Origin of the sequence: Bifidobacterium miconisargentati, assembly GCF_019331675.1 — a bacterium.
Classification (GTDB): domain Bacteria; phylum Actinomycetota; class Actinomycetes; order Actinomycetales; family Bifidobacteriaceae; genus Bifidobacterium; species Bifidobacterium miconisargentati.
Window position 1 is genome coordinate 83,669 of record NZ_JAHBBJ010000011.1, and the last position, 24,772, is coordinate 108,440.

At 63.6% G+C, this 24,772-nt stretch carries 20 protein-coding genes; 9 read left to right on the forward strand and 11 right to left on the reverse strand.

Annotated elements, in window-relative coordinates; all coding sequences use genetic code 11:
• Positions 1–138: 138 nt before the first annotated feature.
• On the reverse strand, positions 139–2,793 hold the full coding sequence (locus KIH81_RS07975; RefSeq protein ID WP_214304878.1) for an ATP-dependent helicase: 2,655 nt from the start codon (positions 2,791–2,793) through the stop codon (positions 139–141).
• 156 nt (positions 2,794–2,949) lie between these two features.
• Between KIH81_RS07975 and KIH81_RS07980 the strand changes: the two genes are divergently transcribed.
• The 4 genes from KIH81_RS07980 to KIH81_RS07995 all read left to right on the forward strand — a co-directional run bounded on the left by KIH81_RS07980 (position 2,950) and on the right by KIH81_RS07995 (position 5,926).
• Positions 2,950–3,531, forward strand: coding sequence for a xanthine phosphoribosyltransferase (locus KIH81_RS07980; protein WP_214304879.1), 582 nt, complete (start codon positions 2,950–2,952; stop codon positions 3,529–3,531).
• Positions 3,532–3,596: 65 nt separating this feature from the next.
• On the forward strand, positions 3,597–4,949 hold the full coding sequence (locus KIH81_RS07985; RefSeq protein WP_214304880.1) for a nucleobase:cation symporter-2 family protein: 1,353 nt from the start codon (positions 3,597–3,599) through the stop codon (positions 4,947–4,949).
• 255 nt (positions 4,950–5,204) lie between these two features.
• Positions 5,205–5,717, forward strand: coding sequence for a DUF2975 domain-containing protein (locus KIH81_RS07990; RefSeq protein WP_214304881.1), 513 nt, complete (start codon positions 5,205–5,207; stop codon positions 5,715–5,717).
• Positions 5,717–5,926 carry a helix-turn-helix domain-containing protein gene (locus KIH81_RS07995; protein ID WP_214304882.1) on the forward strand — a complete coding sequence of 70 codons (210 nt, stop codon included), beginning with the start codon at positions 5,717–5,719 and terminating at the stop codon, positions 5,924–5,926. The genes KIH81_RS07990 and KIH81_RS07995 overlap by 1 nt, the downstream gene beginning before the upstream one ends.
• 650 nt (positions 5,927–6,576) lie before the next feature.
• Here KIH81_RS07995 and KIH81_RS08000 read toward each other — a convergent pair.
• Positions 6,577–7,692 carry an endonuclease domain-containing protein gene (locus KIH81_RS08000; RefSeq protein WP_236029442.1) on the reverse strand — a complete coding sequence of 372 codons (1,116 nt, stop codon included), beginning with the start codon at positions 7,690–7,692 and terminating at the stop codon, positions 6,577–6,579.
• A 214-nt stretch (positions 7,693–7,906) separates the two neighbouring features.
• On the opposite strand from KIH81_RS08000, the gene KIH81_RS12100 reads away from it, so the two are divergent.
• Positions 7,907–8,980 carry a cobalt transporter gene (locus KIH81_RS12100; RefSeq protein ID WP_236029443.1) on the forward strand — a complete coding sequence of 358 codons (1,074 nt, stop codon included), beginning with the start codon at positions 7,907–7,909 and terminating at the stop codon, positions 8,978–8,980.
• A 230-nt stretch (positions 8,981–9,210) separates the two neighbouring features.
• On the opposite strand, the gene KIH81_RS08010 is transcribed toward KIH81_RS12100, so the two are convergent.
• Complete coding sequence (locus KIH81_RS08010) at positions 9,211–9,696, reverse strand: hypothetical protein (protein ID WP_214304883.1); 486 nt, start codon at positions 9,694–9,696, stop codon at positions 9,211–9,213.
• 405 nt (positions 9,697–10,101) lie between these two features.
• On the reverse strand, positions 10,102–10,413 hold the full coding sequence (locus tag KIH81_RS08015) for a hypothetical protein (RefSeq protein WP_214304884.1): 312 nt from the start codon (positions 10,411–10,413) through the stop codon (positions 10,102–10,104).
• 325 nt (positions 10,414–10,738) lie between these two features.
• On the opposite strand from KIH81_RS08015, the gene KIH81_RS08020 reads away from it, so the two are divergent.
• On the forward strand, positions 10,739–12,220 hold the full coding sequence (locus KIH81_RS08020; RefSeq protein ID WP_109058223.1) for an ATP-binding protein: 1,482 nt from the start codon (positions 10,739–10,741) through the stop codon (positions 12,218–12,220).
• A 21-nt stretch (positions 12,221–12,241) separates the two neighbouring features.
• Here the strand turns inward: KIH81_RS08020 and KIH81_RS08025 are convergent, their stop codons facing one another.
• From KIH81_RS08025 to KIH81_RS08035, 3 genes are read right to left on the reverse strand one after another with little or no spacing between them, the layout of a single operon-like run.
• Positions 12,242–13,762 (reverse strand): ABC transporter permease, encoded by a 1,521-nt coding sequence (locus tag KIH81_RS08025; RefSeq protein ID WP_214304885.1) that lies wholly within the window; start codon positions 13,760–13,762, stop codon positions 12,242–12,244.
• A complete protein-coding gene (locus tag KIH81_RS08030; RefSeq protein ID WP_214304886.1) occupies positions 13,749–15,020 on the reverse strand; it encodes an ABC transporter permease in 1,272 nt (423 codons plus the stop codon). The genes KIH81_RS08025 and KIH81_RS08030 overlap by 14 nt, the downstream gene beginning before the upstream one ends.
• Positions 15,021–15,051: 31 nt before the next feature.
• A complete protein-coding gene (locus KIH81_RS08035) occupies positions 15,052–16,059 on the reverse strand; it encodes an ABC transporter ATP-binding protein (protein ID WP_236029445.1) in 1,008 nt (335 codons plus the stop codon).
• A gap of 253 nt (positions 16,060–16,312) precedes the next feature.
• Between KIH81_RS08035 and KIH81_RS08040 the strand changes: the two genes are divergently transcribed.
• Positions 16,313–17,701, forward strand: coding sequence for a sensor histidine kinase (locus KIH81_RS08040; protein ID WP_214304887.1), 1,389 nt, complete (start codon positions 16,313–16,315; stop codon positions 17,699–17,701).
• Positions 17,698–18,480, forward strand: a complete 783-nt coding sequence (locus tag KIH81_RS08045) for a response regulator transcription factor (protein WP_214304888.1) — start codon at positions 17,698–17,700, stop codon at positions 18,478–18,480. The genes KIH81_RS08040 and KIH81_RS08045 overlap by 4 nt, the downstream gene beginning before the upstream one ends.
• A 100-nt stretch (positions 18,481–18,580) precedes the next feature.
• On the opposite strand, the gene KIH81_RS08050 is transcribed toward KIH81_RS08045, so the two are convergent.
• The 4 genes from KIH81_RS08050 to KIH81_RS08065 form a co-directional block, all read right to left on the reverse strand.
• On the reverse strand, positions 18,581–19,204 hold the full coding sequence (locus tag KIH81_RS08050; protein ID WP_109056650.1) for a DUF47 domain-containing protein: 624 nt from the start codon (positions 19,202–19,204) through the stop codon (positions 18,581–18,583).
• Between the two features lie 14 nt (positions 19,205–19,218).
• A complete protein-coding gene (locus KIH81_RS08055) occupies positions 19,219–20,271 on the reverse strand; it encodes an inorganic phosphate transporter (protein ID WP_214304889.1) in 1,053 nt (350 codons plus the stop codon).
• A gap of 140 nt (positions 20,272–20,411) precedes the next feature.
• Entirely contained in the window at positions 20,412–20,621 is a 210-nt protein-coding gene (locus KIH81_RS08060; RefSeq protein WP_214304890.1) for a CstA-like transporter-associated (seleno)protein, read from the reverse strand.
• Positions 20,621–23,020: a carbon starvation CstA family protein gene (locus KIH81_RS08065; RefSeq protein WP_214304891.1), complete on the reverse strand. Its 2,400-nt coding sequence runs from the start codon at positions 23,018–23,020 to the stop codon at positions 20,621–20,623. Before KIH81_RS08065 ends, KIH81_RS08060 begins: the two co-directional genes overlap by 1 nt.
• 314 nt (positions 23,021–23,334) lie before the next feature.
• Between KIH81_RS08065 and KIH81_RS08070 the strand changes: the two genes are divergently transcribed.
• Entirely contained in the window at positions 23,335–24,630 is a 1,296-nt protein-coding gene (locus KIH81_RS08070) for an alpha-amylase family protein (RefSeq protein WP_214304892.1), read from the forward strand.
• Positions 24,631–24,772: the final 142 nt, after the last annotated feature.

A 24,772-nucleotide genomic window follows, 5' to 3' on the forward strand; every position in this document is an offset into this window, starting at 1 on the left:
GGGAGCCGGAAATATCGGCTCAGCTATTGAGAGACTCTCAGAGCTTCTCGATGGCTGAGCCGTAAAGCGGACAGTCCAGTGGACTGCCCGTAGGCGAAGTGAGCGGCCATGCCGCGAAGGGCTCCTATTGAGAGGCTCTCAGAGCTTCTCGATAGGAGCCACGCGCAGCATCAGGCGTTTGACGCCGGCGGAGCCGAAGTCGACCGTGATCACGGAGTTGCGGCCCTTGTCCTGCGCGTCCGTGACCTTGCCGAGGCCGTACTGGTCGTGGCTGACCATGTCGCCGATGGCGAAGTCCGCGATGTTGAGGCCGTTGTCCTTGGTCAGGGACGAGCTGGACACGGCCTTGCCGCCGGATGCGGACGACTTGGGCGCGGTGCGTCGCGTCGTGACCTTGCCGCCGCGGGTGCGGCCGTAGGAGTCGGACGATCCCGACCGTGAGCCATAGGAGGACGAGCCGGAACGGGATCGCGAACCGTACGTCGAACCGGAACCGTAGGACGAGCCGGAGCGGGACCCATACGAACCGTATGAGGAACCCGACCCATAGGACGATGAGCCGTACCGGGATCGTGACCCGTACGAGGAGCCGGAACTGCGCGAGCCGAACGTGGACGACCCTCCGAACGTGGTGCCGCCGAAATCGTCGTCGTCCCAGCCGCCCATGTCGTCGGCGAATCCATCGGTCCACTCGCCTCGCATGCGTTCCACACCGGCTTCACGGCGTTTCCAGTCGATGAGTTCGGCCGGGATCTCGTCCAGGAATTGGCTGGGCATCATGTCCGCGGCCTGGCCCCACTGGGAACGTACGGCGGCGCGCGTCACATACAGGCGGCGCTTGGCGCGGGTGATGCCCACGTACGCCAGGCGGCGTTCCTCCTGCAACTCGGTGACGTCCTCCATGGAACGCGAGTGCGGGAACGTGCCCTGCTCCATACCCGTGAGGAACACCACCGGATATTCGAGGCCCTTGGCGGTATGCAGGGTCATCAGCGTCACCTTGCCGGAGTCCTCGGCCTCGCCGGGCAGCTGGTCGGAGTCGGCCACGAGCGCGGTGGTCTCCAGGAACGCGGAAAGCGTGGCGTCCGGCGTGTTCTGCTCGAATTCGGCGGCGGTGGACTGCAGCTGGGACAGGTTCTCCAGACGGGAGGCGTCCTGCGGGTCCACGGACTTCTCCAGTTCGGCGCGCAATCCCGACTTCTCCAGCACCTCGGCCACGATCTCGCTGGGCTTGGAATCATGAGAGCGAGTGAACTGCGAGAGCGACCCCATGAGCTCGCGGAAGGCCTTGAGCTGCGTGGCGGTGCGGGTGGGCACGTTCGGGATCTCGTCCAGGTGCATGAGCGCGTAGAAGAAGCTCGCGCCCTGCTCGCGCGCATAGGAGAGCAGCACGCCTTCGGCCCGCTCCCCCAGACCGCGCTTGGGCACGTTGAGTATGCGTCGCAGGTTCACGTCGTCGTCCGGGTTGACGAGGGCCTGCAGGTAGGCCAGCGCGTCCTTGATCTCGCGGCGCTCGTAGAACTTGGTGCCGCCCACGAGCTGGTACGGCAATCCCGCGTTGATGAGCGCCTCCTCCAGCGAGCGCGACTGCGCGTTGGCGCGGTACATGATGGCCATGTCCGAGTAGGCGATGCTCTCTTCGGCGTGCAGGCGCGCGATTTCGCCGGCCACCCACTGAGCCTCCTGCTGCGCGTTGTCCGCCGCGTAGCCCACGATCGGCTCGCCCTTGCCGAGGGCGGTCCACAGTTTCTTGGGCTTGCGGCCCTCGTTGTGGCTGATTACGGCGTTGGCCGCGTCGAGGATGGTCTGCGTGGAACGGTAGTTCTGTTCCAGCATGATGGTCTTGGCGGCGGGGAAATCCTGTTCGAAGTCCTGGATGTTGCGGATGTCGGCGCCGCGGAAGGCGTAGATGGACTGGTCGGAGTCGCCCACCACGGTAATCCAGGCCGGGCCGCTTTTGCCGGCGTTCGGCGCGCCCGGCACGGCCTGCGCCCCGCCGTCCACGCCCGCCAGTTCGCGCACGAGCACGTACTGGGCGTGGTTGGTGTCCTGGTACTCGTCCACCAAGATGTAGCGGAAGCGGTGATGGTAGTACTCGGCCACGGCCGGATCGCTCCTGAGGAGCTCGACGGTGCGGCCGATGAGGTCGTCGAAGTCCACGGCGTTGGCGAGCGCGAGGCGGTGCTCGTATTCGGCGTAGATCACCGCGTAGATGGCTTCGAGGTCGCCGACGGTGCCGAACTGGTAGCCGCGCTGGCCGGGGGTGAAGTCCGGGGCGTGCAGGGCCAGGTATTCCTTCCAGCCGGTCAGGTTGTTCTTGAGGTCGGAGATGTGGCCCAGGATCGAACGCGGGGTGTACCGCTTGATGTCCAGGTTGAATTCGGTGGCGATGATCTTGACGAGTCGTTCGGAGTCGGCGGAATCGTAGATGGAGAAACCGGACTTCAGTCCGATGGACTTGCCGTCGCGCCTGAGGATTCGTACGCAGGCGGAGTGGAAGGTGGAGACCCACATGCGCTGGGCCACCGGGCCGATGAGCGAGCCGAGACGTTCGCGCATCTCGGCGGCGGCCTTATTGGTGAAGGTGATGGCGAGCACCTGGCTGGGCCATGCTCCGAACTGGCTCAGGATCCACGCGATGCGGCGGGTGAGCACGCGGGTCTTGCCGGAGCCCGCGCCCGCGCCGATGAGCAGTGCCTGGCCGCGGTACTGCACGGCCTCGGACTGCTGGGGGTTGAGGTCGCCCACGAGTTCCTGGGCGCTGCGTGCGATGACTTCCGGCTCCTCGAACACTGTATGTTCCTCCGTTTTTCGGCTCCCCTGCATAATGCGACATTCATATCTACCATACGCGCCGCCCATATGCGCCGGTCAGCGTAAGCTGGTTTGCCATATCCCCATAGTTACCGAACCGTAGCTATGCCATTCCGATGTCAAGGAGGTATTCCATTGCAGGAACTCGAGGAGCGAATCCAGGCCGAGGGCACCGTCAAGGCCGGTGACGTGCTGAAGGTGGACGCATTCCTGAACCACCAGTGCGACGTGCGTCTGTTCGACCATATGGGCGCGGCCTGGGCCGAGCATTTCGCGGGCAAGACCATCACCAAGATCCTGACCATCGAGGCCTCCGGCATCGGCATCGCCTGCTGCGCGGCCCGTCACTTCGGCGACGTGCCGGTGGTGTTCGCCAAGAAGGCCCAGTCCATCAACCTGGACGGCGACCAGTACACCACCACCGTCTATTCCTTCACCAAGCAGAAGGAGTTCCCGGTGATCGTCTCCAAGAAGTACCTGAACCCCGGCGACCATGTGCTGCTCATCGATGATTTCCTGGCCAACGGCAAGGCCTTGCGCGGCCTCATCGAGCTGTGCGGGAAGGCCGGCGCCACGGTCGAGGGCATCGGCATCGCGGTGGAGAAGGGCTTCCAGGGCGGCGGCGACAGCCTGCGCGCCGAGGGCTATGACGTGGATTCGCTGGCCATCGTGGAGTCCATGGACCCCGAGACCGGCAAAATCGAGTTCCGTCACTGAGCGGGCGGTCCATAGCGGCCATTCGCAGCGACGATTCGCAGAGAGAATAGAGAGAGGAAACAACATTGTCTGAGAAGAAGCAATCCACCTCGGTGTCCTTCGAGGCGCTGAGCTCGCTGGACGCGCCCGTCTCCTTCTGGAAAGGCATCCCGTTCGGCCTGCAGCACGTCATGGCCATGTTCGTGGCGAACCTGGCCCCGATCTTCATCGTGGCGTCCGCCGCCAAGATGACCCCGGCCCAGTCCGCCGCGGTGATCCAGGCCGGTCTGCTGGTGGCGGGCCTCGGCACCTGCCTGCAGCTGTACGGCGCGTGGCGCATCGGCTCCCGCCTGCCGATGGTCACCGGCATCTCCTTCACCTACGTGGCCGCCGCGGTGGCCATCTGCGCGGACAAGGGCTACGGCGCCGTGGTGGGCGCGGTCCTGGTCGGCGGCGTGCTGGAGCTGGTGCTGGGCCTGACAGCCAAGTACTGGCGTCGCTTCGTGCCGCCGATCGTCTCCGCCATCGTGGTGACCTCCATCGGCTTCTCGCTGCTCAACGTGGGTGCCACGAGCTTCGGCGGCGGCTCCGGGGCGAAGGACTTCGGCTCCTGGCAGAACCTCACGCTCGGCCTCATCTCCCTGGTGGCATGCCTGGCCTTCCAGCTGCTCATGAAGGGCACCGCCAAGCAGTTGTCCGTGCTGTTCGGTCTCGTGGTGGGCTACGTGGTGGCCATCTGCATGGGCAAGGTCGATTTCTCCGGCTTCCAGGACCTCGCCATCGTCTCCGTACCGCAGCTCATGCCGTTCAAGCCCGAGTTCGACTGGGGTTCGATCATCTCCATCGGCCTGCTGTACGTGGTCTCCTCGGTCGAGGTGCTCGGCGACACCGCCGCCTTGACCAAGGTGGGCCTCAACCGTACGCCCACCGAGCGTGAGACCGCGGGCGCCATCGCCGGCGACGGCCTGATCTCCTCGGTCTCCGGCCTGTTCGGCTGCCTGCCGCTGACCTCCTTCGCCCAGAATATCGGCCTGGTGGCCATGACCAAGGTGGTCAACCGCAAGGTGATCCTCTCCGGCGGCCTCATCCTGATCCTGGCGAGCTTCGTGCCGGCCATCGCCGAGGTGTTCAACTCCCTGCCGCAGGCTGTGCTCGGCGGCTGCACCATCATGATGTTCGGCAACATCATCCTCTCCGGCTTCCAGATGATCGCCGAGGCGGGCTTCTCGCAGCGCAACATCACCATCGCCGCGCTTTCGCTGACCATCGGCATCGGCTTCACGCAGGTGAGCGACATCTTCGTGAACTTCCCCTCGCTGTTCCAGCAGATCTTCGCCTCCAACTGCATCGCCGTGGCGTTCGTGGTGGCGGTGATCCTCAACGCCGTGCTGCCCAGCGAGGAGCATTTCCTGAGCGCCCCGGCCGCGAAGGAAGCATGAGCACGGTCTGAGCGCACCCGCGAAGGAAGCATGAGCACAGTCTGAGCGCGCCGAGCGTGAAGGAGGACTAGTCCGAGTCACGGCCTGAGCGCGTTCGGCACTTCGGATGAAGACTCCGCACACTCAGCGCCAATACCGGCCCGACCCCTCTGCCTTCACTGGGCAGAGGGGTCTTTTATATCGTTTTTCGATTTACATATATCGAAAAACGATATATACTGATTCCTGTCGGCAATCTCGGCAAGGAGGAAACACATGACGAACTACATGAACCGGTGGGCCCTGATCGGATCGAAGGCGATCGTCGTGCTCATCTGGCTGGGATGCCTTTGGGGACAGGCGATCGCGGTCCCTGTGCTCAGCGAGGTGATGGCCGGTTTCTACGTCAGTCAGGCTCCCCTGCGCTGGCCGTACCTTGTGCTGGGCGAGCTGTTCCTGGCATGCGTCGAAATCGCGTTCATCGGTGTCTGGCGACTGCTGTCGCTGTCCGGTTCGGGCGCGGTGTTCACTGCCAAGGCACTCCCCAACGTGAATCTTATTATCGGCTGCGCGGCCGCCAGCATCGTACTGACGGCGATCGCATCGGGCGCGTTCGCCATCTCGGGTTGGCGCGATGCCACCATGCAGGGCATGGATTATTTCAGTGTCGCGGCCATGCTCGGCGTCGCCATCATGACCGAAATTGGTTTCATCCTGCTGATGACCGTGATGAAGGGACTGCTGCGCGCGGCCACCGACCAGTCGGACGAACTGGAGCAGGTGATCTGATGGCCATCCGCATCAACCTCGACGTCATGATGGCCAAGCGCAAGATCGGCGTGGGTGAACTGGCCGACCAAATCGGCATCACACCCGCCAACGTGTCCATCCTCAAGAACGGGCGCGCCAAGGCCGTACGCTTCACCACCCTCGACGCCCTCTGCCAGGCCCTCGACTGCCAGCCCGGCGACATCCTCGAATACACGCCGGACGAATAAGGCCCGGAATCACAGGGCTACGGCTCCGAGCATGATTCCGGCTATCCCAAACCGGTTATTCTCGAAACCTCTGGCCGTGCTCTTTCTGCGGTACAAAGCCGCGTTTCCACCATTAGGCGCCTGTTGTACCGCATCGATGTGGGACGACAGGCCTTTCTGTGATATCTAAGCCTTTCATCCCGCACCTTCGCAACCATAAACCATTGGAATTCCGCCATTCTCATGAAAATCCCATACTCGACGGCAATACGTCGCGCGGGACGAAACGCCAAAAACAACGCAACAACCGCATTGTCCCGCACAAAACCGCACCTGATAAGCCCGATTCCACACATTCCGGCATGCCGTCCCCCACTACGCACCGACCGCTCCGCATCATCGCCTTCCGCCCCAGTCCGCGCACGATTCGCGTAGGCCCTATCAGACCAAGATTGGCATGAATCCATGTCCGTCTACCCCTCAGTCGGCTTCGCCGATGGCTCGTCCCGCAATCGGGAACGAACGTCGCTCGCGGTTTGTTGGCTCGACTGCCATCTCGCATATTGCCTACGAACAGCTCCACTGTTTGTCTCACGCCAACATCCTGACAAGAGGAGCCGAAAATAAGGACCCATGTCATCATGGTTCAGCGATGCCTTCATGTATGAATCTCATTGGGCACCGTCCGGACGGGCAGCCAATCTCCTCATACGCCGGGCCAATCGTTCCAGCGGCATCGGCAAGACACGAAACTCGAACGAACATCCTCTCAACGCAAGAGCCCTCGCCACGGCAAAGGCGAATTCGGCGGCGGCGCTCTCATCCTGGATGCTGGCGGCCGTGGCCACAAATACGGCCCATCCCCGGCCGAGGAGTCTGGACCTTTTCTCCTGGTCTCGTCTCCATTGCGTCTTATCGGTGCGATGATGGTCGCCATCGTATTCGACCGCGATTCTGCAATCCGGCCATGCCATGTCCACCGTCATCACCACCCCTGATGCGAAGTGCAGATTTGGCACAATGTAATTCAATTCCGGGCACGGCAACCCATGACGCAGCAATGCCAGACGGAGTTCGGACTCCTTCGGGGAACCGGACCCCGGCATAATCAACGGCAACGCTTTTATGCATGATCCCCTTCCTTTGAACAGTGGAAGCTTCTGCGTGAAGCGGACCAAATCCGCATACACGGCATCGGCGTCACGCCCCCTCGCCAAACGCGGTTGACTGCTTGTCGCGGCGACGATGGCATCGCCAAGCACGACCAATGACGCGAAGGAGAGATGCGTAGACAGTTGCGCCCATACATGGAACAAATCCAACGCCAGCACGTATCCGTTGATCTTCACTTTCCGCGCCGTGGCCACATGCTTCCACAAGTGCGTGCGCAACGCCGAGTTCCTCGCACGAATACGGCGGTTCCTCGCGCTGGAGACGGTATGCAGCGCTTCCGTCTCAAGGTCGCACTCGGAGGGAAGCGGTACCGATTGAAGGATAAGCGATGTAGTCATGCCGAATAACAGCTGCCTCCCCATCCGTTTCGCCTCGTCCGTGCATCGTTGAAGCATGCCAAGCCTGCGACGGTCAAGTTCTTCGCCCATGGATGACGACTTCGCGGCAGTATTCGAATATTCGTTCGATGAGGTCAAGACGGAATCAACGCCCAATGGCGAGCAGGCGGGCGAGGAGGGCCCGAATTCCGCCTGTCGCATCACTGCGGCATCGGCGGCATTCATTGGAACGGACAGGATTCCTTGCATGTTATCGTCCTTGATGTCACTGTTCATGAGTCCACCGTAAAAAACAAGAGCCACAAGCTGAAGTCCAACCGAATCATGTGGTTCCAGCTTTCAGACCGATGGATTCCCCGCAACACGGCGGACGCGGACGAGCACGAAATCGGAAATCATACTTCGGTCGTATTGTTCGGATTCGGGCGACCGTGAAATATGGGATATGGCAGTGAATCGCTCGGAACGAATGAAAAGAGGCCGAAGGGCTATGGGGCAGCAACACAACCGGTATGGCGCGCGCCGCCCGGGCGCGATCACGGCGTGGATTCTGGTGCCGGTCGCCGTGTTCCTCGTCATCGTGCTGCTGGGTGTCATGCTGCTTCCGCGGCTGTTGGCGCCCAAGGAATACGTGCGTTCGGCGAGCGACGCCTATTGCGCCGCCGTCTCGTCCGATGGCACCCGTCACACGCTGAGTCCCGAGCAGGCGGGCAACGCCGCGCTCATCGCGAACATCGCCGTCAATCGCGGCCTGCCGGACCATGCCGTCACGGTGGCCATCGCCACGGCCATGCAGGAGTCGCGGCTCACGAATCTCGACCATGGCGACCGGGATTCGCTGGGGCTCTTCCAGCAGCGTCCCAGTCAGGGGTGGGGCACGGCCGAACAGGTGTCCAACCCGACGTACGCCACGAACATCTTCTACGATCACCTGATGCAGGTGCCGGATTGGCAGACGATTCCGGTGGAGGATGCGGCGCAGGAGGTGCAGCGTTCGGGATATCCGGACCTGTACGCCAACTGGGATGCGATGGCGCGCGCCTGGGCATCGGCCCTGACCGGCGAGCTGAGCGCGGGTGTCACCTGCGCGCTGGAGCCGGTGAGTGGATCCGACGCGGACGGGCTCATCGCGGCGGCCTCGGCGACGCTGCCGAACGTCACCATCACCAAAAGTGAGACGAAGAACGGCGATTCCGCCGAAGGCTCCGCCGCAAACGGCACCGGCAATGACGGCCCCGCAAAGGACAGCACGGACGGAGCCGCCAATGATTCCGGCAATTCCGGCGGTTCGAATCACGGACTATTCGGACTATTCGACTCCCATTCGTCCACGAACAAAGACACTGCGACAAACCGCACCACGCTCACCGTCACGCTGCCATCCAGCCTGTCCGATACCGACCAGCAACGCGCATGCTGGCAGACGGCCGGATGGCTCGTCGCCCACGCCCGCGAGTACGGCATCGATGCGATGACAGCCAACGGCATGAGCTGGAACCGTACGGACGGCACGTGGACCGGAGACGAGAAGGCTTCAGACAGCCTTGTCGTCAACCTCGGGTGAATCCCTGTTGCGCAGCGCACCCGTCCCATCGGCCCTGCGGTCAGGCCGGACAACGGTTGCGGACAGGACGCACTGCAATGCACTGGCTTGACCGCCGTCAAGCACCTCACCCGCTACCGGCCCACCGAATCGTTGGCCAAACAGGCTCGGCGTCCAAGAAGAGTCAAAGAAAACAGGACCCTTGACATCCTCAATTGAACGCCGTCCAAGCCATACCCCCACACCGCATATCACTGGTTCAACGGATCGTTGTTGCATAGGTAGAACTGGTGGCCTTGCGGCGTGTTCTGGTCGTATTTGAAATTGGGGTTGGGCTGGCCGTCGTAGGTCTGCTCCCAGTATTCGCTGAAGAACTCGGACTCGCGCTTGAGGCTGGCGGTCATGCTCTCCTGCGTGGTGCCGCGGTCGACCATCGCCAGGTATTCGCTTTCGCTGATCGACTGCGGCAGGAGGTCGTGCTTGGCGAGGCACTGGTAGGTGGTACGTTGCATGGCGGCCGTATCGACGTTGTTCGGGTTGGATGAGATGTCGGCGTAAAGCGTGGATACGAGATCCGCGCCGGTCTTGCTCCGGCATTCCTGCATGACCTTGAGCTGTTCGTCGTTGGACAGCGAACCCCGATACTGCCCTGTGCTCTCACCTTCGCCCGGCGTGTACACGGCCTGCAGCCCATAGGGTTCGAGGCAGGTGTTGTATGCGTCGTAGGCCTCCTGCACTTCGGCGTCGGTGGATCTTGCCGTCCTTGAGGATGCCGCGGATGAGGTCGGTGGGTGCGTCCTTGTAGGCCTGGGTAAAGTCGTCAGCGTATGGTCCGGAGAAAGCGGGCTGCCCGCTGGAGTTCGCGTCGGTCCCGGAAGTGGGGTTCGCGTTCGTTCCCTGGCCGCATGCCGCGAGCGCCGCGCACATGAACACGGCGGCCACCAATGCGAACGTACGCCGTACGTCATGATGCGTCGCACGTGACGCTCCTTGAATTTCCCCCATGATGGCCTCCTTACCTGGCCTGTTTGCAATCGTATGGCCATCATCGGGGATTTCGGGCGATGGTTCCAGCAACCTTGTCATCTGGGAGACGACGCCAGGAGCGACACGGCGTTTCCTCGACGGCAATCCGTCGGATCCTAGCGAAGGCGGGTCTCCTTCAACGCGGACTTGACGGCGGCCTTGGTCAGCACGAACTGGGCGTAGTAACCCGCCACGGTCAACGCGATCATGCTCACCAGAGTGATGGCGCCGGCGATCACATCGTTTCGGGACAGGTTCTTCACCGGGCATTTGCCGCCCTTGCCGCACATGCCCGGGTGGTGCTTGAGCGGGCAGTGCGCGGCCTTGGGACAGGTTTCGGAGGCGTCGTCGGGCTCGACAGGCTCGGTGCCGACGACGGCCGTCTCGTCCAGCACATCGGTGTCGTTGGTTTCGTTGATGTCGGTCATGATGTTCCCCTTTTCGGCTTGTTGCATGCGCTGGATGCGTTGTCCAAGTGCATCGCGCGGACGACTTCGTACCGCGGCACCTTCCATTCTACCGGCGCAATGTGGAATGATTCGTCTCATTCGACGCCCGTGTACCGTGCATACCGACGCTTCTCGCGCGCCAGTGCGAGCATGCCACCCATCCGGATGATGCTCATCCGGCGCCCACCCATCGCCGGCCGGCGGAACCGACGTGAATTCTCGATGAACGGCATCCTTCCCGCAGGACACAGCGCACGACCCCACGAACCGCATGCGGCACAATGGTGTCAAAGGAGGCACTCCCATGGTCGACGACTACACCGCGAAGATGACCGAGCTCATCGGGCTTATGCGCATGATCGGCAACGACACGCAGCAGTGCGAGGTCAAGGAGTGCAAGCGCCGCATCTCCTCCACCATCACGGATACGCTTTCCGCGTTCTCGAACGGTTCGGGCGGCTGGATCATCCTGGGGCTTTCGGAGAAGGCCGGGTTCACGCCGGTGGAGGGGTTCGACGCGCGCGCCATGCAGGAGGCGCTGAGCCAGGCATGCGAGAAGATGACGCCCGTGGTACGCCCGGTGATCGTGACCTGTCCTTTCGAGGGCGCGAATCTGGTGTTCGCCCGCGTGGACGAGATGCTGCCGCGAGACAAGCCCTGCTTCACCACCGCGTTGGGCCCGCACGGCGGCTCGTTCATCCGCACCGGCGACGGCGACCGCCGCATGACCTCCTACGAGGTGGACCGGCTCATCGAGGAGCATCTGCAGCCCACCTATGATCTGGACATCGTGCCGCACGCCACCACCGACGATCTGGATCCCACGCTGGTGGCCGGCTTGCTGGCCCGCGCCCGCGAGCAGCATCCGCATGTGTTCGCCGGCCGCGACGCCACGCGCACGCTGCTCGATCTGCAAGTGCTGCGTCATGACGATTCCGACGACAGCGAGGTGGGCGGGGTCCTGCGACCCACGCTGGCCGGACTGCTCGCGCTCGGCCGTTACCCGCAGAAGTACTATCCGCGGCTTTCCATCGCGATCGCCGTATTCCCCGGCACCGACCGGGACGAGGTGTTCCGCGGCGACGACCGGTTGGTGGCGGCCAAGACCATCGTGGGGCCGATTCCGGTGATGATCAACGATGCGGTCGAGTCCCTGATGCGCTGGATCGGCGCGAAGAAGCCGGACTATCCGCCCGTGGTGCTGCGCGAGGCCATCGCGAACGCGCTGACGCACCGTGACTACTCCCCCGACGCGCGCGGCACGCAGGTGCGCATCAGCGTGTTCACGAACCGTATCGAGATCACCAATCCGGGCGGCCTGTATGGCACGGTGACGCACGATGTGCTGGCGAACCCGAACCCGGTGACGGGCGTGCCGTTCGTCTCCACCCGCAACCAGTTCCTGTTCACGCTGCTGGAGTCCACGCCGTATCCGGACGGCGGGTTCGTGAACCCGGAGGGCGGCGACGGCTACCAGCGCATCGCGGCGAGTCTCAGGGAAGCGGGCATCGAGCCGGCCACCACGGTCAACGACATCAACACGTTCACGATGACCATCACCAAGCAGCGTTCGGCCGCGAACAGCACGCCGAGCGACATCTCGAAGGCCATCCTGACCGTGCTGGAGCGGCATTCGGCGATGAGCATCAAGGAGATCATCCGCGAGCTGCAGCTCACTCCCCTGGCCGCGACCTCCGGCATGCGCGAGCTCATACGAGAGGGCCGGGTCGCCAAGGTGAAGTTCCAGGACGACCCGACCCAGCGGTATCGGTTGAAGGGGATGTAGCAGCGACGCGCCGCCTGTGACTTACGCTTCGGCGAGTTGAGTCACGGTCGACGCCACCGCATTCGGCCGGGAGCGGCGGAACCGTCCGGCGGCGAGCCCCACGCAGACGAACGCGACCGCGAACAGCGCCACGATACCGGTGGCGGCGGCCCAACCGGCCATGTCCGTGCCGGAAGCGGAACCGGCGCCAAGCGCCTCGTCGATCGCCGTGCAGTACCACCAGCCGGGCGTCAGTTTGGCGACGGCGACCATCGCGTCGGGCATCATGCTCATCGGGAACGCGATGCCGGACGAGAACAGGATGAGCAGTCCGAATACGTTGGCGAACCCGTTGGCGACCGTGTCGGAGGCGCCGAATTCGCCGAGCATGAAACCGCAGGCCGTGCACATGAGGGCGAACATGCAGATCGAGACGAAGGTCATTATCACACCGCCCACCGGTATGGAGGCGATGTTCGCGCCGGTCGCGGCCGTGAGCCCCAGCGCGACGACCAGATAGCCCATGCAGATCAGCAACGCGAAGCCGCACAGCACGCTCATGCGCTTGAGCCCGATGGAGGCCGAGGGGGTGGCCATGAGCCGGCGTCGCAGTTCGCCGGTGCCGAACACGCGGGCCACCAGGCTCACGCAGACGCTCAGGGTGAGGAACAGCGGGTAGATCGCCGTCTTCATCGTGTCGCCGAATCCGGAGGCGACGGGGTTCGCCGCACCGGCGTTCCGGTCGTCCTGCGACGTGACGTTCTCCACGGCGACCGGACGGTTGGCCTTTTCATCGTGCGCCGTGCGCGCGGCCCGCTTGGCGGCGGCCCGCACATCGGTCGTCGTCAGGTCGGACAGCGACCCCTCCGGCAGCGAATCGAGGTCGATTGTGGTCGAGCCGTCCGCCGAACCGTTCATGAGCCGGGACCAGTCGTCGTTCTGCCCCGCAGCCATCTGTCCGCTCATCTGTTCGTTCATCTGCCCGGCGGCACCGGCGGCGGACCCGCCGGCCGAGGAACCGGAAGACGTCCCGCCGATCATCTTCGCATACCATGCGGCGAGCTCACTGTCGTCGACCTGCACGCTTTCCCCGATCAGCGCGATGCGGGTGAGCGAGAGGAACCCGTTCACGTTCATGCCACCGATGGTGCCGGCACCGGACGTGTAGCTCGTGACCGTCTCGACCTTCGGCATGTCACCGCCGGATCGCACGGCTTCGATGAAATCGTCGGCGTAGCCGCGCGGGATGATGACGATGAGATCGGTCCAGTTCGAGGCGACGGCCTGCTGCAACGATTCGGGGCCGTCGTCCAGTTCGACCAGCGTGGCGGAATCGGACAGGTAGTCGCGCAGGCCGTCGGCGATGCCGCCGCGGTTGGCGTCCCGGTCGACGACGGCGACGTTGACCTTCTCCGGCTCGTAGGTGTCCGCCACGGTCCGGTTGGCGGCGGTGATCTGCGACCAGCTGAGCGTGAACATCATGATGCCCATGAGCACCAGGTAGATGATGATGTACGTGCGGTGCGCGAGCAGTACGCGCACGGTGGCCTTACAGGTGTTCATAGCGTTGCCTCCTGAGCATGATCACGCCGGCCGTGAGGAACACCGCGCTCATCGCGAACAGGATGGCGCAGGTGCGGATGAACGGCTGGTAGCTGTCGTAGTACATGAGCGAGTAGAACAGGTCGGTCACCTGTTGGGCGGGGTTGATGATGGCGAGCAGCGGCGCCTTGCGCGAGATCAGGTCGCTCAGTTCCATGGCGAATCCGCCGTACAGGCCGCTGAACAGGGACAGCGAGCAGGCGATCGCGGTGGCCATGCCCTGTTTGACGCCGGTCGTGAGCTTGGGGATGGCGCCGATCATCGTGCCGAATGCGCAGGTCATGAACGAGGCGACGATCACGGCGAGCACGGCGGCCGGTTCGCGTCCGCCGACTTCGATGCCGCAGACGTAGCGAATGTACGCGAGCGCGACGAGCAGGCAGGCGCAGGAGCACAGCCATCCCGCGAGGAATCCGGCCACGAGCTGTTTGGTCCGTCCGAGCGGCGCGACGGTGCGGCGGATGCCGAGCGCGGAGAGGTTCGCCTGAGCGGTGGTGACCGTATGGATCATGTACGACATGGCGACCAGACAGGCCATGCCCATGAGCGCGTAGTAGTATCTCGCCATCACGCTGGGTTTGAAGTTGGTGAGCGTGACCTCTTTGGTGGCGTTCATGGATGCGTTGATGCCATTCCAGAACGTGCGCGTGGTCGGGGCGGCCGGATTGTCCTTGAGCACGGACTTCACGGTGGCGCTGGTGCGGTTGTACTGGTCAAGTACGTTGTCGAGCGCCGAGAGGGAAACGTCAAGTCCCGCCTCCTGCGTGCCGTTGTTGGCCACGGTCACGGTGTCGTCGCTGAGTGTGAGTGCGATTCGTCCGTCGTCGTCGGCCTTGAGGTAACCGTCCGTCTTGCCTTGGGACAGTAGTTCGCGGGCCTGCGATGTCGAGTCGACCTTGGTGACGTCCAGCAGGGTCACGCCGGGGTCGATGTCCATTACATCCATGCCTGCATTCGTGCCGCTGCCGTCCTGAGTCTTGCCCGAATCGCTTGTCTTGCCGGACATCGCCGTGATGAGCGTGTCCGCGCCGACCGCGTTCGTCCAGTTCGTGTCCTCCACGACGGCCACGGATACCGGCGTGATGCTCATGGCCTGGTCCAGGTTGCCGAACACGCCGTTGAACATGGTCGACAGCGCTATCGGGAACACGATAAGCCAGAACAGCGCGCTTTTGTCCCTGAGATTCGCCTTGAGTGTGACGATGAACGTGCTCCACATGGCGTTCTCCTTTCCTTGAGTTGGAGGGTTCCTAGTCGCGCAACGCCTTGCCGGTGAGTTCCAGGAACACGTCGTTCAGGGTGGGTGGACGACTGGTCAGGTGTCCGATGTTCGCGCCCGAGGTGCGCAGCACGCCGATCAGGTCGACGAGGTTGTGGTCGCCGCGACGGCAGCGCACATCCAGTTCGCGCCCGTCGTAGGAGGCCTCGATGACGAACGCGAGCGCACGTACGGCGGCGAGCGTCTCGTCGGTCAGGTCGAGCGTTTCGATGGTGATGCGTTCGCCCGTGTCGATCATGGCCTTGAGCTCGTCAGCGGTGCCGAGCGCGAGGTGACGGCCGTGGTCCATGATGAGGATACGGTCGCAGATCTGTTCGACCTCCTCCATGTAGTGGCTGGTGTAGATCACGGTGGCGCCGGCCTTGTTGAGCTTCTGGATGCCTTCGAGGATGGCGTTGCGGCTCTGCGGGTCGACGGCCACGGTCGGCTCGTCGAAGAAGATGAGGTCGGGTTTGTGGGCGATGCCGCAGGCGATGTTGAGACGCCTGAGGAGACCGCCGGAGAGCTTGCCGGGCCTGAATTTGCGGAAGTCCTGCAGTCCGGCGAATTCGATGGCCTCCTCGACCAGGGGCGCGCGTTCGGCCTTCTTCGGCACGTACAGCGAGCAGAAGTAGTCGATGTTCTCGGTGACGGTCAGTTCGTTGAACACGGCCACGTTCTGCGGCACGATGCCGATGCGGCGCTTGAGGTCGTATGACGTGGGCGTCATCGGCTGTCCGAAGACGCGGATGGTGCCCGAATCGTAGGTGAGCAGCGCGAGGATGCAGTTGATTGCCGTGGTCTTGCCGGAGCCGTTGGGGCCCAGCAGGCCGAAGATCTCGCCCTGCTTCACGTCGAGGTCGAAGTAGTCGAGCGCCACCATGTCGCCGTACCGCTTGACGAGCTGGCTGACGTGGACTGCCGTGGTCGTCTCCACTTCGTTCGTCTCGGCCGGTGCGGTGGGCCCGGTGTCGGTGTGGGTTGTGATGTCGGTTGCCATGTTCGCTCCCTTCCTTGGATGACTCCATCATCCCAAGCGGCCGCCGCGACTCCCACCCACAAACGTCACGCCGTGCGAAATCAGCGATGACATTTGTCACGGCTTATCGACCTGACGAGGGTCTTATGCCGCATGATTCAATCAGCGAGGTACGGTTCGCCTGCTGCCACAGCAAGTCTGAACCGAGTGTCCGCAATGAACGGGAGTAGTCTGGGAGCAGGAACCAGACCGATGCGTTGGACGGGGAGACGCGATGCGAACGATGGCGGAGAAGGGGTTGCTGCTGGCGCTCGGCGTGGCACTGTTGGCGATGCCGTATGCCGTCGGCAGCGAGGGCGCGCAGGATATCTCCGTGATGGGGTATGCGGGGATGATCGCCGGGCTGCTGATCGCGGCGTCCGCGACGGGACTTGCCGAATGGCTGGCGCGTGGGCCCTGGGCTTGGCTGCCGACGTGCGCATATGAGATGGCCGCCGCGGCGTTGCCTTCATGGACCGCGTTCCTGCCCGTCATCGCCTATGATGCGGCTCGCCTGACATCCTGCATTCCATCTGTTCCGGCGCGAACCGCATCACCCACGACCGCATCCGGCACAATGCCGACCAGTACGACGAATACGTTCGCATCACGCTGGTGGGATGCGCTCCCCTATGTCACGTTGACCTCTCGATGGCTGTGGCTGCTTCCGCTGGCGGTATCGACATGCCATATCCTCGTCACCGAAAACAGCTCCCAACCATCCTTCGCAAAAGACGCGATATCGTTCATGCTCACTGTGGGAGCCACTGTGCTGGGCTTCGCACTGGGGGCGAGGACCACGCATGAGGACGCATTGCGGCGGCAGTTACGCGCCTTGCAGGATCGGTCTCGGCAATCGGCCCGTGCCAATCGCCTGCGGCTCGCGGACGTGGACGAGGAGCGGGCGCAATCAGTGCGCATGGCCACGCTGGGCGAGCGTACACGCATCGCACGCGAGATTCATGACAACGTGGGCCATCTGCTGACCCGTGCCATCATGCAGGCGCAGGCCGGCCGCGCCGTGGCCGATGCGACCGGGGACGCCGTGGCCGCCCAAGGCTTCGGCGCGCTTGGCGAGACATTGAACGACGCGATGACGATGGTGCGCCGGTCCGTGCACGATCTGGAGGATGACGGCACTGATTTCGCCGCACAGATCGAGGCGGCGGTTCACTCGTTCGACGGGGTCTCCCCCGGGTTCTCGATCCGGCTTGAGAACGATGTCACCTCGGCCCCGGCACCCGTATCCCGCTGTTTCGCCACGGTGATCAGGGAGGCCTTGTCGAATGTGGTGCATCACAGCCAGGCTCGTACCGCGCAGGTCACGTTGCGTGATTTCCCCGCGTTCTGGCAGTTGGTCGTGCAGGATGCGGGCCCGGAGAAACCAACGGTTGACGGAACGTCTCGTACCGGTTCCGTCAACCGGCCTGGCGACAGGCTATCGGCCAATGAATTGCCTCGCGGCATGGGATTGGCGGACATCGAATCGCGTGTGCGGTCCATCGGCGGCACGGCATTGTGCGGACCGTACGATGACGGCTGGCGGGTGTTCGTTTCGGTACCGAAGCGGCCGTGGAACCATGTAAAAGTGTCGAATGACGGGAAAGCGAAAGGCTCTGTATGAGAATCGCAATCGTGGATGACGATCCGATCGTCTGCCAGTCGTTGCAGACCATTCTGACGGCCACCGGCGCGGCGGACGTACTGTGGACCGCGAACGACGGCACGACCGCCACGGCACGGTATTTCGATACCCCGGCCAATCATCCGGACATCCTGCTCATCGACATCCAGATGCCCGGCAAAAGCGGTCTTGACGCGGCCGGAGAGATCCTGAGGAAGGACCCCGCCGCGCGCATCCTGTTCCTGACCACGTTCGCGGACCGGTCGTACATCGCGCAGGCCATGGCCATCGGCGCCAAGGGGTATCTCATCAAACAGGATGTGGCCGCTGTGGCGCCGGCCCTGCAGGCGGTGATGGCCGGTCAGGTGGTGCTGGGCGCCGAGGTGCTCGGCAAACTCACCGGTTTCTCGGCGGACAACGGCAACCAATCCGCAACCGGAAGCGGCGATATCGCGCACGGAGCGGGTCGGGCATCCGGACGGACCGGCATCGACGGCATGACGGCATCGGATGGAGGCGTCGTCACGGCATCGTCCAATGCGGCTCAACCGGAATCCCCCGCCGCACTGGCCGCGGACCGACTCGCGCTGGATGCGATGGACGAGCGCAATCGTGATATCGCGGCGCTGGTGGCGCAGGGATTCGACAACCGTGACATCGCGGCGAAGCTGTTCCTGAGCGAAGGCACCGTGCGCAACCGCATCAGCGCCATGCTGGACAAGCTGGGACTCACCAACCGCACCCAACTCGCCATCCTCTGGATCAACTCGCACCGGTGAGACGGAACAACAATCGATGAGTTTTTCTTATTGCTCGGGAACTACCCCTCAGTCGGCTCCGCCGACAGCTCCCCTGACAAGTGGAGCCAAGAAAATGACATCAGCTGTTCTTCATGACGATGCCGTCGACCACATTGGCCACGGCCTCACAGTTGTCCGCGCACTGTTCGAGGTGGCGGAACACGTCGTGCCAGGCGAACACCTGCAGCGGGTCGGTGCAGGTGGTGTGCAGCGTGCGCATGGCCTCGATGAACACGTGGTCGGCGTCGGTCTCGATGGTGTTGATGGCGAACACGCGCTCGCGTAGCGTCTTGGAGCGTTTGAACTGCGGCAGTTCGCCGACGAGCCCGGCGATCTGCTCGCAGCCGTGAACCACCATGTCCGTCAGTTGCAGGGCCTCGGGGCGCATGTCGGTCACGTTGTCGTAGTACATGCGGTCGAGCACGCCTTCGATGCTGTCGATCACGTCGTCGAGCACGTAGCTCAGCTGGCCGATGTCCTCGCGGTCGAACGGGGTGATGAAGGCGGTGACCAGCTCGTCCATCATCCTGTGACGCACCTTGTCGGCGGCCTGTTCGATGCGGTGCATCTCTTCCATGCTGTCCTTGAGCTGTTCGGAGTCGTAGCCGTGCATGACCTCGGAGAGCAGGTGCGCGGCCTGGCATGCGTATTCCGCGCTCTCACGGAACCCGTCGAAGTAGAAGGAATCGTTTTTTCTTGCCATTGCGGGGTTCCTTTCTAGAACACGAACATGAACAGTTTGGCCATGGCGAAGCTGATGAGGCCGCAGCCGGGGAACGTGAAGACCCAGGTGAGCATCATGTCGCGCACCACGCCGAAGTTGATGGCGGACAGCCGGCGGACCGCACCCACACCCATGATGGCGCTGGTCTTGGTGTGCGTGGTGGAGACGGGGATGCCGAGCACGGTCATGACGAGCAGGCACAGCGCACTGGAGAGATCCGCGGAGAAGCCTTGGTATTTCTCCAGTTTGACCATGTCCATGCCCACGGACTTGATGATCTTCTCGCCGCCCACGCTGGTGCCCACGCCCATGATGGTGCTGCACAGGATCATGAGCCATACGGGGATCACCACGCCGGCGACGCTCGACTGCCCATTGCAGAACGCCATGCCGAGGAACAGCACGCCGATGAACTTCTGGCCGTCCTGCGCGCCGTGCATGAAGCTGTTGGCCGCGGCGCCCACGATCTGCGCGTAGGTGAAGAAGCCGTTGGTGCGGCGTCGGTCGAATCCGGCGCAGATCAGGGTGACGATCTTGCACACGAGCCAACCCATGCCGAAGCCGATGACGAGGCTCGCCACCAGGCCGTAGAGCACCTTGACCCATTCGCCCATGTTGACGCCGGCGATACCGCCCTGGATGGCGATGGCCGCGCCGGTCAGGCCCGCGATGAGGCTGTGGCTTTCGGAGGTGGGGATGCCGAGCATGGAGGCGCCCACGCTGTAGACCACGATGGAGAAAAGCGCCGCGCACAGGGCGATGAGGGCCGCATGCGTGTCACCGCCGAAATCCACCATGGTGGAGATCGTGGAGGCCACCGAGGCGTTGAACTGGGTCATGAGGAAGACGCCCAGGAAGTTGAACACCGCCGCCATGATGACCGCGGAACGTACGCGCATGCAACGGGTGGTCACGCAGGTGGCGATGGCGTTGGGAGCATCCGTCCATCCGTTGACGAAGATGACGCCGAGCGTCAGCAACGTTGTCACGGCGAGCGCCGGGTTGGAGAACACCTGTTGGATGAAGTAGGCCAGGGATACGTCCACGGCTAGTCATCACCTTCTTCTTCGGGGGTGGCGGAAAGTCGTCACACCGATTGTAACCGATTGGTGACTACGTAGCGGTATTCGTGGCGTTGTGTGTGGCTTCGTTCATGGGAAAGCCCCTCACGGGGAGGGGCTTTGCGTCAGCAGCAACAGCTGGTGTTGGGGTGGAGCCGGTCGTAGGCTTCGCGGGCGCGGAGGTATTCGACCTCGCTCATCGGGGTTTCGCCGGGGTGTTCGGTGGCGAAGTGCTCAAGGTAATGATCGTACCTCGCCTCGCCGCTGATCTCCCGCAGATACCAGACGATGCCTTGCCATGCGTGCGCGAGTCGTTCCGCGATATCCCCCGGCATCACGCGGCCGCCTGCTCGCTTTGGGCGAGTTCATGCAGTTTGACGCTGTATTCGCGCTGTACCTTCTTTTCCAGCGAGGTGGCGATCAGGCCGGAGGGAGCGAACCACTGGGATTCCACGAACGGCTCCTCGGAAGTGGTCTCGGCGCCGAATTTGCCGGCGGCGAACGTGCGGGCCACGCATACCACGCCCACGATCACGAAGATGCCCATCATGACCAGGAAGAACACGGAGAGCACGCCGTCGAGGTAGGCGTTGTTGAGCGCGGCCTGCGCGTTGGTCAGGGCCTCGCCGCTCAGTTCGCCGGACGCGATCTGCGCCTGGTACTTGGAGGCGACGGTGAAGTAGCTCAGCGGTCCGAAGATCTTCTGGAAGTCGGCGGTGAAGGTCACGGCGATGTCCCACACGAGCGGCAGCACCGGAATCCACAGGTACTTCCTGTATCCCAGCTTGGCCACGCATACGGTCACGAGCACGAAGCAGGCGGCGGCGAGCAGCTGGTTGGAGATGCCGAAGATCGGCACCATGGCGTTGATGCCGCCGTTCGCGTCGGACACGCCCATCCACAGCAGTCCGCCCCACAAGGCGGTGGCGATCAGCGTGGTGATGATGTTGCCGGGCTTCCACGTGGGGTCGGCGAACTTCCTCAGCTTGCGCACGTTGCCGAGCATTTCGCCGATCTGGTAGCGGGCCACACGGGTGCCGTTGTCCACGGTGGTGAGGATGAACAGGGCCTCGAACATGATGGCGAAGTGGTACCAGAACGCCATCGAATCATGACCGCCCAGGTAGGACTTGAGGAAGTTGGCCATGCCCATGGCGAATGTGGTGGCACCACCGGTACGGGAGACGATGGTCTTCTCGCCGATGTCCGAGGCGGCCTTTTCCAGCGCTTCGGCGCCTTCGTAGGTCTTGGCGTCGCCGTTTTCGTCCACGGAATCCCAGGTGACCTTCATCTGGTTGCCCTCGATGTCGCTCACGGTCATCGAATCGACGGCCTTGACGGCGGCCTCGGCCTGTTCGCTCGGCGTGGAGGTGGCGGTCACGCTCACGCCGGATGCGGCGGAGATCTGCGCGGCGGACATGTTGGTGGAGAAGTAGACGCCCTGCGAGATGGTGATCGCGGCGATCAGGGCGATGATGGCGGTGAACGATTCGACGAGCATCGAACCGTAGCCGATCATGCGGATCTGGTTCTCCTTCTCGACGGCCTTCGGGGTCAGGCCGGAGCTCACCGCGCCGTGGAAGCCGGAGAGGGCGCCGCAGGCGATGGTGATGAACAGGAACGGGAACAGGTTGCCGGAGAAGGTCGGGCCGGTGGATCCGGAGGCGAGTTCGGTCAGGCCCGGCACCTTGACGGACGGGTTGGCGATGATGATGCCGACCACGAGCAGCACGAGCGTGCCGATCTTCATCAGGGTGGACAGGTAGTCGCGCGGGGTCACGAGCAGCCAGTGCGGCAGCGCGGCGGCGGCGAACGAGTAGATGACCAGGGCGATGACGAGCTGCTGGGCGGTCAGCGTGAACACCTCGGCCACGGCCGGGATGGAGGCGATCCAGCCGCCGGCCACAATGTCCAGCACGAGCAGCACGAAGCCGAGCAGCGTGGTCTCGATCACACGGCCGGGGCGCAGGAAGCGCTGGTAGCAGCCCATGATGAGGGCGATCGGGATGGTCATGCCAATGGAGAACACGGCCCACGGGGAGGCGGCCATGGCCTTGATGGCCACAAGTGCCAGGAACGCCATGGCGATGGCGGTCATGACCACCAGGAACACGGACAGGATCATGCCGCCGAACTTGCCCATCTCGTCGGCGGCCATCTGGCCGAGCGAACGGCCGCGACGCTTGGCGGAGATCCACAGGACGAGCATGTCCTGCACGGCACCGGCGAAGATCACGCCGAGGATGATCCACAGGGTGGAGGGCAGGTAGCCCATCTGGGCGGCCAGGATCGGGCCGACGAGCGGGCCGGCGCCGGAGATGCCGGCGAAGTGCTGGCCGAAAAGCACTCGGCGGTCGGTGCGTTCGAAGTTCGCGCCGTCATGCACGCGCTCGGCCGGGGTGGCGTTCGCGTCGTCGGTGCGCATGATCTTGATCTGGATGTAGTACGCATAGAAACGATAGGCGATGGCGTACGAGCTCAACGCCACCACCAGGAACCAGATGGCGGAGATCTGCTCGCCGCGCGAGACGGCCAGGATGGCCCAGCCGCAGGCGCATACGATGGCGACGGCGGCCCACAGCAGCGCCTTCTGCCAGGTCCATACCATCTTCGGGCGCACGCCCACGGGCAGGCCCTTCGAATTGCGGATCACGCGCGCGGTTTCCGCGGTCGTGTAGTCGTCCTTGAATTCCAACTTGCCCGGTGCCGGAACCTGGGCTGTCGCTTCGGTCATGATGACCCCTCGTATTTCTTCCCGTCATGCCGGATAGCAAACGGCATACGGGCTCTCTTCTTTGAAATTGCTCTTCTTTGCGGCCCTGTGCGGGGATTGCATCGCTGCTTGTGGCATTGTTTGGCAACAGTAGCGGGGGTATAGGCCCGTCTTATATTTCGTTCCAGCATGTGGTCTTTTCACCGGTTTTCGCGCGTCCCCCATGAACCGACACCACGGAGCCACACCCCCGATATGCGCGTTCCCCCGAACTTTCTCGTCGTTTGTGAGAGAATGGACATAGTGTCAACATACCGGCAGCAGGAGGTGTTGCGATGGTCGTGAATACGGACAAGGGCCGCGATCTGCCCGATTGGGTGCGCTACGGCGTGTTCTGGCATGTGTATCCGCTGGGATTCTGCGGCGCGGACATCCGCCCGTCGGGCCCGCGCGAATTCCACGGCCGCGGCTTGGATTCAATGGTCGACTGGCTGGGTTACGCGCGCGATCTGGGTGCGTCCGGTCTGCTTTTGGGACCGATCTTCGAGTCGCGCACACATGGGTATGACACGCTCGACCACATGCATGTGGACGTGCGGCTGGGAGGGGACGCGGCGTTCGACCGGCTCGCCGAGGCATGCCGGGGCATGGGACTGCAGCTGATCCTGGATGGCGTGTTCAATCATGTGAGCCGTTCGCATCCGGCCGTGCAGGCGGCCCTGGACGAGGCGTCCGGCACCCTCGACCCGCACGGCAATCCATGGCACGGACTGGTCAAGGCCCATCTGGATAGCGACGGCAATCCCGCGCTGGACGTGTTCGAGGGGCATGGCGATCTGGTCGATCTCGACCACGACTCCCCCGAAACCGTGGAGTACGTGACCCGAGTGATGAACCATTGGCTCGACCGAGGTGCGGCCGGCTGGCGTCTGGACGCGGCGTACGCCGTGCCGCCCGCGTTCTGGGCCCGCGTGCTGCCGCAGGTCAGGGCCGCGCACCCGTATTCGTGGATCTTCGGCGAGGTAATCCACGGCGATTACCCGCGCATCGTCGAGGAATCGACGATGGATTCGGTCACGCAGTACGAATTGTGGAAGTCCGTCCAGCATGCGCTGGAGACGGAGAACTTCTTCGAGCTCGATTGGAACCTCAAGCGGCACAACGCCTTCCTGGATTCCTTCGTGCCGCAGACGTTCATCGGCAACCATGACGTCACGCGCATCGCCTCGCAGATCGGCGCGCCGAAGGCCGCGCTGGCGCTGGCCGTGCTGATGACGGTGGGCGGCGTGCCGAGCATCTACTACGGCGACGAGCAGGGGTACGTGGGCGTCAAGCAGGAGCGGTTCGGCGGCGACGACGATGTGCGTCCGAAGTTCCCCGACTCCCCCGACCAGCTGTCCCGGCTCGGCGAGCCCGTCTACCGGATGCATCAGGCGCTGATCGCCCTACGCCGGCGCAACCCGTGGCTGCTGGACGCGCGCACCGAGGCCGTCACGCTGGAAAACAAGCGGTTCACGTACCGGTCGGTGAGCGCGGACGGCCAGCACTCGCTGACCGTCTCGCTGAGCGTGGAGGGCTCCCCCACGTTCACCATCACCGGCCCCGACGGCACGGTGCTGTATCACTACTGATTCGGCCGTATGAGTGTCCGGCTCCCCTCAGCCGTCTTCGACGGCAGCTCCCCTCATAGGGGGGGAGCCAAAAGTAAGCTCCGGCACACCACAATTGGCGGGGCTCTTATTTCTCGGCTCCCCTTGTCAGGGGAGCTGTCGG

Coding starts and splice junctions, on each gene's coding strand:
- KIH81_RS07990 (WP_214304881.1), top strand. CDS start 5,205: ATGACGAACTACATGAACCGGTGGGCCCTGATCGGATCGAAGGCGATC.
- KIH81_RS07995 (WP_214304882.1), top strand. CDS start 5,717: ATGGCCATCCGCATCAACCTCGACGTCATGATGGCCAAGCGCAAGATC.
- KIH81_RS08000 (WP_236029442.1), bottom strand. CDS start 7,692: ATGAACAGTGACATCAAGGACGATAACATGCAAGGAATCCTGTCCGTT.
- KIH81_RS12100 (WP_236029443.1), top strand. CDS start 7,907: ATGGGGCAGCAACACAACCGGTATGGCGCGCGCCGCCCGGGCGCGATC.
- KIH81_RS08015 (WP_214304884.1), bottom strand. CDS start 10,413: ATGACCGACATCAACGAAACCAACGACACCGATGTGCTGGACGAGACG.
- KIH81_RS08020 (WP_109058223.1), top strand. CDS start 10,739: ATGGTCGACGACTACACCGCGAAGATGACCGAGCTCATCGGGCTTATG.
- KIH81_RS08025 (WP_214304885.1), bottom strand. CDS start 13,762: ATGAACACCTGTAAGGCCACCGTGCGCGTACTGCTCGCGCACCGCACG.
- KIH81_RS08030 (WP_214304886.1), bottom strand. CDS start 15,020: ATGTGGAGCACGTTCATCGTCACACTCAAGGCGAATCTCAGGGACAAA.
- KIH81_RS08035 (WP_236029445.1), bottom strand. CDS start 16,059: ATGGCAACCGACATCACAACCCACACCGACACCGGGCCCACCGCACCG.
- KIH81_RS08040 (WP_214304887.1), top strand. CDS start 16,313: ATGCGAACGATGGCGGAGAAGGGGTTGCTGCTGGCGCTCGGCGTGGCA.
- KIH81_RS08045 (WP_214304888.1), top strand. CDS start 17,698: ATGAGAATCGCAATCGTGGATGACGATCCGATCGTCTGCCAGTCGTTG.
- KIH81_RS08050 (WP_109056650.1), bottom strand. CDS start 19,204: ATGGCAAGAAAAAACGATTCCTTCTACTTCGACGGGTTCCGTGAGAGC.
- KIH81_RS08060 (WP_214304890.1), bottom strand. CDS start 20,621: ATGCCGGGGGATATCGCGGAACGACTCGCGCACGCATGGCAAGGCATC.
- KIH81_RS08065 (WP_214304891.1), bottom strand. CDS start 23,020: ATGACCGAAGCGACAGCCCAGGTTCCGGCACCGGGCAAGTTGGAATTC.
- KIH81_RS08070 (WP_214304892.1), top strand. CDS start 23,335: ATGGTCGTGAATACGGACAAGGGCCGCGATCTGCCCGATTGGGTGCGC.